Below are 8,859 nucleotides of genomic sequence, written 5' to 3' on the forward strand. Positions count from 1 at the left end.
AACAGGTTCTCCCCTGCGCCCTCGCTGACTGTGCCGTCAGTAGACAGGCCAATGCCTTCAGCAAAGCCCAGGCGTTTCGCCTCCATACTGATCAGCTGCGACGAAAGATAGTTGCCACCGGCTTTGACGCCGGCCGGGATGGTGTTCGGCGCGACGCGCTGCCATGACGATACGCAAACATCGACGCCATTTTTCAGGCCTTCTTCGCCAAGGTAAGCACCCCACTCGATAGCCGCGATAGCCACTTCCACCGGCGAATCCGGTGGCGCTGCCAAACCCAGGCCCGCATCGCCGCGGAAAACCACCGGACGAATATATGCCCCCTTGTGCAATCCGTTTTCCAGCACTATGCCGGTACAGGCCGCGGTGATTTCCTCGCGACTGAATGGAATTTCGATGCGATACAGCGCGGCGGAGTTGTACAGCCGGGTAATGTGATCGGTGAGACGAAAAACACGCGGGCCGGAATCGGTATCGTAAACGCGGATACCTTCGAATACCGAGGAACCGTAATGCAGCGCATGCGCCAGCACGTGCACGGTGGCATGCTTCCACGGCACCAACTTGCCGTTTTGCCAGATGTATTTACTTGTTTTCATTATTGCTTTATCTCCGCTGATCAGACGCGTGCCGCCACGGCAGCATGCTTGTTGTTATTGTTCTGACGACTGACCGCAATGCGATTCAATGTCTGCAGGAAGGCCGCCGCGCTCGCTTCGATAACATCGGTATTGAGCCCGTGCCCACGATACTCACGACCATCGTGCTCAACCGTCAGGGTCACTTCACCCTGCGAGTCTTCGCCGACCGTCACGTTACGTACATCATACTTGCATAGTTGCGGCTGGACACCGGTGGCCCGCTCCAACGCCCGAAATACCGCCTCCACCGGGCCCTGGCCGACGGCGGCTTCCTCTTGCTCGCGCCCGTCGCTGTGCGCCAGCTTCACCGCGGCATGCGAACTGCGCCCGGTGCCGGCCGAGGCGCTCAACTCGAGCAGCTGCCATGGCCCGCTGACGCCGGAGACCGCACTCAGCACCAGTGCTTCGATATCGGCGTCGTGAATTTCTTTCTTGCGATCGGCCAGCTGCTTGAACTCGGCAAATACCTTGTTCAGCTCGATGTCGTCGAGCTCGAAACCCAGCTCGACCACCCGGTCGCGAAATGCATGGCGCCCGCTGTGTTTGCCCAGCACCAGGCTGGTGCGGCTGATACCAACGTGTTCGGGGCGCATGATTTCATAAGTATCGCGATGCTTGAGCATGCCATGCTGGTGAATGCCGGCCTCGTGGGCAAAAGCATTTTCACCAACGATAGCCTTGTTACGCTGCACGTGCAGACCGGTCACGCTGGACACCAGCCGGCTGGCCGGGTACAGCTTCGTGGTATCGATACCGGTTTCGAAATTGAAAAAATCGCTGCGGGTGCGCAGCGCCATGACAATTTCTTCCAGTGAGCAGTTGCCGGCACGCTCGCCGATGCCATTGATAGTGCATTCCACCTGACGCGCGCCAGACTGAACCGCGGTGAGACTGTTGGCCACCGCCAATCCAAGGTCGTTGTGGCAGTGCACGCTAAGCACCACCTTGTCGATATCGCGCACGTGCTCGTGCAGGTAGGCAAACAGGTCGGCAAATTCAGCCGGCACGGTATAGCCCACGGTGTCGGGAATATTGATGGTGGTGGCGCCCGCCTCGATCGCTGTTTCTACCACTTCGGCGAGAAATGCCGGTTCAGTGCGCGCCGCGTCCTCGGGTGAAAACTCAACGTCGTCAAAGAAATCGCGCGCACGCCTCAGGCCTGTTACAGCCTGCTCCAGTACCTGCTCCTTGCTCATCGCCAGCTTGTGTTCACGATGAATCGGGCTGGTTGCCAGGAATACGTGAATACGCCGCCGCGGCGCCTCGCGCAGCGCCTGCCAGGCTTTTTCGATATCGTCGGCGCGGCTGCGCGCCAGGCCGCAGATTACCGGGCCATCGGCCGCCGCGGCAACGGCCCGTACGGCCTCGAAATCGCCGGGTGAAGCGGCCGGGAAACCGGCCTCGATAATGTCGACACCCAGCTCGCTGAGCATGGCTGCTACCCGGAGTTTTTCCGACAGCGTCATGCTGCAGCCCGGCGCCTGCTCGCCGTCGCGCAGGGTTGTGTCGAAAATCTGCAGCCGTTGCGGTGACTGTTCCATGCCAGCTCCTGGTTTGCCTAGCGGCAGCCGTAATCGAGTTCAGCGATAGGATACATCGGCATTGCCTGCGGCCGATACACCGGCAAGCCGCCGTTGAGGGCCTCGATCAGCGTGTGTGACTCGATGTTGCCCCCGGTCAGCACCAGGCCGACATGATGCCCGGCCAGCTCTGTCCGTAACTGCATGGCGCCGGCCAGCGGCACCGCGCCTGCCCCTTCGGCCATCTGGTGGACGGTGGCGGCATAGCAGCGGATGGCGGCATAGATTTCGTCCTCAGACACCAGCAGCATGTCATCGAGCAGCTCCCGCATGACGTCCATGGTGGACTCTACCGGCACGCGTACCGCCAGGCCGTCGGCCACTGTCTCGGTTACTGCAAAGGGATGGTGCTCACCGGAGTGCCAGGCATGGTACTGCGCCGGTGCATTCTCGGCCTGCACGCCGATAACCCGCGTGGTCGGACTCAGGGCCTTGAACACGACGGCACAGGCTGCGGCAATACTGCCGCCGCCGACCGGTACGAATACTACGTCGAAGGGCTGCTGTGCCTGTTCGATCATCTCCAGTGCCAGGGTACCGACTCCCGCCACCAGCGCCTGCTCACGCGCCGGGTGCACCGAACGCGCACCGGTATCACGGGCAAAGCGTTCTGATGCTGCCCATGCGGCGTCAAAATCATGACCCGCAACGACGACATCGGCGCCCAGCGCGGCCATGGCCGCGTTTTTGTCTTCGTTGTTGCCTTCCGGCACGAAGATCGTGCAGCGAGCACCGTGCTGGCGCGCCGCGTAGGCCACTGACTGGCCATGATTGCCGCGCGTGGCCGTAACCAGCCCACGCTCGCGTTCAGCATCCGGCATTGTTGCCAGCAGGTTGAGCCCGCCACGAATCTTGAACGACCCGATAGCGTGAGTGTTTTCCAGCTTTACCCGGGCCTCGCAACCCAGCGCCTGCGACAACAGGGGGTGACCGACCAGCGGCGTGGCTGGCAACTGCCTGCCGATGACTTCCTGGGCGGAATAGACATCCTGCAGCGTCAGGCCCGGTGTCGCTACGTCCTCTTCGAATGACTCGTCGCTGCTTTGTGTTGAGTTCAACATGGTTTGCTCACTTTGGGTTGCTTTGTTTACGTGGTCCGGATTACAAGGCTAAAAAAAACCCCGCGACCTTTGCTGGTGGCGGGGTTTCTGTTATTCGTTTGGTAGTTACGCTAGCTCAGATCCCGCTCCAGTTGGTAATCAGGAGTACAATAATCAGGCTAATCAGCGCGAGAGACAGCAACGCGCCACGGTTACGCAGAACCGGGCCGTTTTCGAGAGTGGCAGTGTGCACTACAGGTGCTTTCATCTCACTTCGCTTTACGATAGTTATCCCGATCAAATCACGGTATAACGCGCTATGTCAACAGCAGATATCTCATTGCACATAACGGCCGGCATGGCGCGGGCTGAAGCGGAACATCATGACTGACCAGAGAAAGCACTCCAGGATCGTCGTCGACGGAGTCGAGCGGGCGCCCAGCCGGGCCATGCTGCGGGCCGTGGGCTTCGACGATGCCGATTTCGCCCGCCCCCAGGTGGGTATTGCCTCCACCTGGAGCATGGTCACCCCCTGCAATATGCACATCGATGCGCTGGCCCGCACCGCCGCTTCGGCGGTCGACGCATCGGGCGGTAAAAGCCTGATATTCAATACAATTACCGTTTCCGACGGTATCTCCATGGGGACCCCGGGGATGCGCTACTCGCTGGTCTCACGGGAAGTGATCGCCGATTCCATCGAGACGGTGGCCGGCGCCGAGGGCTTTGACGGGCTGGTGGCCATCGGCGGCTGCGACAAGAACATGCCGGGCTGCATCATGGCCATTGCCAGGCTGGACCGCCCGGCGGTGTTCGTCTATGGCGGCACCATCAGGCCCGGCGCCTGCAACCGCGATATCGTCTCGGTATTCGAGGCGGTCGGCGGCCATGCGGGCGGCAAAGTGTCCGACGAAGAGCTGGCCGAGGTGGAGAAAACCGCCATCCCCGGTCCGGGCTCCTGCGGCGGCATGTACACGGCCAACACCATGGCCTCGGCGATCGAGGCGCTGGGGCTGAGCCTGCCAAACAGCTCGGCACAGGAGGCGGTCGCCGGCTCAAAAGCGGCCGACTGCCAGCGCGCCGGCGAGGCGGTATGCCGGCTGCTGGAAAAGGACATCCGCCCGTCTCACATCCTTACCCGCGAGGCTTACGAGAATGCCATCACGGTGGTCATCGCGCTGGGCGGCTCGACCAACGCCGTCCTTCACCTGCTGGCCATGGCTGCCGCCGGTGACGTGGAACTGACCCTGGACGATTTCACCCGTATCGGCGCTCGGGTGCCGGTGCTGGCCGACCTCAAACCCAGCGGCCGCTACCTGATGTCTGAGCTGATTGCGATCGGCGGCATCCGCCCGCTGATGAAAACCTTACTAGACGCCGGTCTGCTGCACGGCGACTGTCTGACCGTCAGCGGCCAGACGCTGGCCGAAGACCTGCGCGACACCGCACCCTACCCCGACGGCCAGGACATCATTCGCCCGCTGTCCGCTCCCATCAAGAAAGACAGCCACCTGGTGATTCTTTACGGCAACCTTGCGCCGGAAGGCGCGGTTGCCAAGATCACCGGCAAGGAAGGCGAGCGCTTCAGCGGCAGCGCACGCGTCTTTGACTCGGAAGAAAAAGCCCTCGATGCAATTCTCGACGGCACTGTAGTTGCCGGCGATGTGGTAGTGATTCGTTATGAAGGACCGAAGGGCGGGCCCGGCATGCGCGAAATGCTGAGCCCCACATCGGCACTGATCGGCCGAGGGCTGGGTGATTCAGTCGCGCTGATCACCGACGGGCGTTTTTCAGGCGGTAGCCACGGATTTGTTGTCGGGCATGTCGCTCCTGAAGCCGCGGCCGGCGGCCCGCTGGCGCTGGTCGAAGACGGCGACAGCATTACCATCGATGCCGTTGCAAATACAGTCACGCTGGAGTTACCTGAAGAAACTCTGACGCGGCGGCGCGCAGCATGGTCACCGCCAGCGCTGCCAACCCGTGGCGTGCTCGGCAAATACGCGCGCCTGGTTGGCAGCGCCTCGGCAGGCGCCCTCACCGACCAGTAGAAACCGTCGAACCGGCCCGCGGCCGGTTCGACTCCTTTTCCATACCCCACACCTGCGACGATATTTCGTGGGAGCGGCATCTTGCCGCGACGACTTCGCGGCTGGAAGCCGCTCCCACGAAACAACCTCGAAGTCGCGGCTGGAAGCCGCTCCTGCGAGACATCGTCGCAGGTAATTCGCGGCTGAAGCCGCTCCTACAGGTCGAGAGAATTGAGGATACCGCGCGCGGCTTCGCGCCCCTCGAATACGGCGGTGACGACCAGGTCGGCACCGCGCACCATGTCACCGCCGGCAAAAACCTTCGGGTTGCTGGTGCGGAACGGCGTTGCCGGGTCCGGCGAGACCGCCACGCGGCCGTCGGGCAGCAGGTCGATGCCGTGCTCGGCCAGCCACGGTGCCGGGCTGGGGCGAAAACCGAAGGCAATGACCACCGCATCGGCAGGAATAACTTCCTCGGTGCCGGGAATGGTTTCGGTCACCGCGCGACCGCGCTCATCGGGCTGACCCAGGCGCGTGTGCATCAGCTCGACACCTTCAACCTTGTCCTTACCGACGATGGCCGTCGGCTGGCGATTGAAGACGAACTCGACACCTTCGTCGCGACTGGCCTGGTAGTCCCGTTTCGAGCCCTGCATGCTGTCTTCGTCGCGGCGATACGTACAGGTTACTTTCGCTGCATTCTGACGAATGGCGGTGCGGTTGCAGTCCATCGCGGTGTCACCGCCACCGAGCACAACGACACGCTGGTCGCGCAGGTCAATAAAGCTGTCGCGTGCGTCGGGCAGGAACAGCTCGCGGTTGATGTTACCGATCAGGTACGGCAACGACTGGTGCACGCCGGGCAGGTCGCCGCCCGGCAGGTTACCGGTTACGGCGGTGTACGCACCGGTGCCAATGAACACCGCATCGTAGCGTTCGATCAGCACATCGAAACGGATATCGACGCCAACTTCGGTATCGAGCACGAATTCGACGCCCATCTCTTCCATGATCTGGCGCCGTGTTTCGACGATCTGCTTTTCCAGCTTGAACGGCGGAATACCAAAAGTAAGCAATCCGCCGATCATCGGGTACTTGTCGTACACCACCGGCGTTACACCGTTACGCACCAGGATATCAGCACAGCCAAGCCCGGCCGGCCCGGCGCCGACTATGACGACCTTCTTGCCGGTATCAACGACGCCGGACATGTCCGGACGCCAGCCCTGTCGCAGCGCTTCATCGGTAATGTATTTTTCGATCGAGCCGATACTGACGGCGCCGAGCCCGTCATTGAGTGTGCAGGCCCCCTCGCACAGGCGATCCTGCGGGCAGATACGCCCGCACATCTCCGGCAGGGAATTGGTCTGGTGCGACAGCTCGGCAGCTTCGAACAGGTTGCCCTCACGCACCAGCTCCAGCCACGCCGGTATGTAGTTGTGCACCGGGCATTTCCATTCGCAGAACGGCACGCCGCAGTTAATACAGCGACCGGACTGCTGCGCTGCCTGGTCGGCCTGGTACTGGCCATAGATCTCGCGAAAATTCCGGATACGCGCGTTGACCGGTTCTTTCTCCGGGTCCTGTCGCGGTATTTCCAGGAACTGTAAGGGGTACTCTTTCATTATGCCGCCCGCCGCAGTGCATCCATCAGGCTGTCGATATCACTGGCCTTCGGCTTGACCACCCAGAAGCGGCTGAGGAACGTGCGAAAGTCATTCAGTATTTCCTGCGCCCACACGCTGCCCGTCTCGGCAACATGGCGTTCGATCAACGCGCGCAGGTGGTGCAGGTGCGCCTCCATGCTCTCCGGTGTGATGCGGTTGATATCGACCAGCTGCTGGTTGCAGCGATCGACAAAGTCGCGTTGCTCGTCGAGCACGTAGGCAAAGCCACCGGTCATGCCGGCACCGAAGTTGACACCGGTGGTACCGAGCACGGCGACCACGCCGTCAGTCATGTATTCGCAGCAGTGATCGCCGGCGCCTTCGACGACCGCAATCGCACCGGAGTTACGCACGCCAAAGCGCTCGCCGGCACGGCCCGCGGCAAAAAACTCGCCGCCGGTGGCACCATAGAGGCAGGTGTTGCCGACGATAACTGTATCGCGGGCGACAAACTCGGCCGACGCGGGCGGGCGCAGCACAATGCGGCCGCCGGCCATGCCCTTACCAACGTAATCATTGGCATCGCCTTCAAGGTATAAATGCAGACCTCCGGCGTTAAAGGCGCCGAGGCTCTGCCCCGCCGATCCGGTCAGCTGCAACACGACGGGGTTATCCTCCAGCGCATAGTTGCCGTGACGCCGTGCAATTTCTCCTGACAGTCGCGCGCCGATTGAGCGATGGTAGTTGTTTACCTCGTACTCAAAGCTGCCACCAGACTGCTGCTCGATGGCGTCCCTTGCATCGCTTAGCATTTGCTCAGCAAGTTCGCCGCGATCAAATGGATCGTTGGACGGCTCGGTGCACACGTGTGTCGTGCCCGGCGCAATATCGCTGCCACCCACTATCGGTGACAGGTCGAGACGGCGCTGGCGCTCGGTTTCACCCGGCAGCACTTCCAGCAGGTCGGTACGCCCGACCAGGTCCTCCAGCCGCCGCACACCAAGCGTTGCCATGATGTCGCGCACGTCTTCGGCAACCAGGCGGAAATAGTTGATCGCCATCTCCGGCAGCCCGATAAACGTCTTTTTCCGCAGCACCTTGTTCTGCGTTGCGACACCGGTGGCGCAGTTATTCAGGTGACAGATACGCAGGTACTTGCAGCCCAGCGCAACCAGCGGCGCGGTACCAAAACCAAAACTTTCCGCACCGAGGATGGCTGCCTTGACTACATCCAGGCCGGTTTTCAGGCCGCCGTCGGCCTGCACCCGGACCTTGCCGCGCAGCTCGTGACGCCGCAGCGTCTGGTGAGTCTCGGCCAGGCCGATTTCCCACGGGCTGCCGGCATAACGCACCGAGGTCAGCGGGCTGGCGCCGGTACCCCCGTCGTGACCGGAAATAGTGATCAGATCCGCATAGCACTTGGCTACACCGGCGGCAATCGTACCCACGCCCGGCTCGGCCACCAGTTTTACCGACACCAGGGCATCGGGATTGACCTGCTTAAGATCAAAAATCAGCTGGGCCAGGTCCTCAATGGAATAGATATCGTGATGCGGCGGCGGCGAAATCAGGCCAATGCCGGGGCGCGCAAAACGCAGCCGCGCAATGGTTTCGTCGACCTTGTGACCGGGCAGCTGGCCGCCCTCGCCCGGCTTGGCGCCCTGCGCCATCTTGATCTGGATCACCTCGGCGTTAACCAGGTATTCAGGCGTCACGCCAAACCGCCCGGAAGCAATCTGTTTTATCTTGGAGCGTTTCTCGGTGCCGTGCCGCTTCGGGTCTTCACCACCTTCGCCGGAGTTCGAGCGTGCGCCTATGCGGTTCATCGCGATCGCCAGCGCTTCGTGCGCCTCCGGCGACAGCGCACCAAGCGACATGCCGGCACAATCAAAGCGTGCCGTTATGGCCTCTACCGGCTCGACCACCTCCAGCGGCAGCGGCGTACTGGCCGTTTTCAGCTGCAT

General features: G+C 61.9%; 6 protein-coding genes. 1 reads left to right on the forward strand and 5 read right to left on the reverse strand.

Annotated features, from left to right (window positions below):
* From ilvE to HKN06_02635, 3 genes are all read right to left on the reverse strand, one after another.
* Positions 1–599: branched-chain-amino-acid transaminase (gene ilvE, locus HKN06_02625; GenBank protein ID NNF60207.1), on the reverse strand; the 599-nt coding region annotated here is incomplete at its 3' end.
* A 20-nt stretch (positions 600–619) separates the two neighbouring features.
* On the reverse strand, positions 620–2,182 hold the full coding sequence (locus tag HKN06_02630; GenBank protein NNF60208.1) for a 2-isopropylmalate synthase: 1,563 nt from the start codon (positions 2,180–2,182) through the stop codon (positions 620–622).
* Between the two features lie 17 nt (positions 2,183–2,199).
* Positions 2,200–3,282 carry a threonine dehydratase gene (locus HKN06_02635; GenBank protein NNF60209.1) on the reverse strand — a complete coding sequence of 361 codons (1,083 nt, stop codon included), beginning with the start codon at positions 3,280–3,282 and terminating at the stop codon, positions 2,200–2,202.
* Positions 3,283–3,644: 362 nt separating this feature from the next.
* On the opposite strand from HKN06_02635, the gene ilvD reads away from it, so the two are divergent.
* Positions 3,645–5,309, forward strand: coding sequence for a dihydroxy-acid dehydratase (gene ilvD, locus HKN06_02640; GenBank protein ID NNF60210.1), 1,665 nt, complete (start codon positions 3,645–3,647; stop codon positions 5,307–5,309).
* Positions 5,310–5,503: 194 nt separating this feature from the next.
* Here the strand turns inward: ilvD and HKN06_02645 are convergent, their stop codons facing one another.
* Entirely contained in the window at positions 5,504–6,913 is a 1,410-nt protein-coding gene (locus HKN06_02645; GenBank protein ID NNF60211.1) for an FAD-dependent oxidoreductase, read from the reverse strand.
* A partial coding sequence (gene gltB, locus HKN06_02650) for a glutamate synthase large subunit (GenBank protein NNF60212.1) occupies positions 6,913–8,859 on the reverse strand: 1,947 nt, incomplete at its 5' end. The genes HKN06_02645 and gltB, both read right to left, overlap by 1 nt.

It is taken from the genome of Gammaproteobacteria bacterium, from assembly GCA_013003425.1.
Classification (GTDB): domain Bacteria; phylum Pseudomonadota; class Gammaproteobacteria; order Steroidobacterales; family JABDKV01; genus JABDJB01.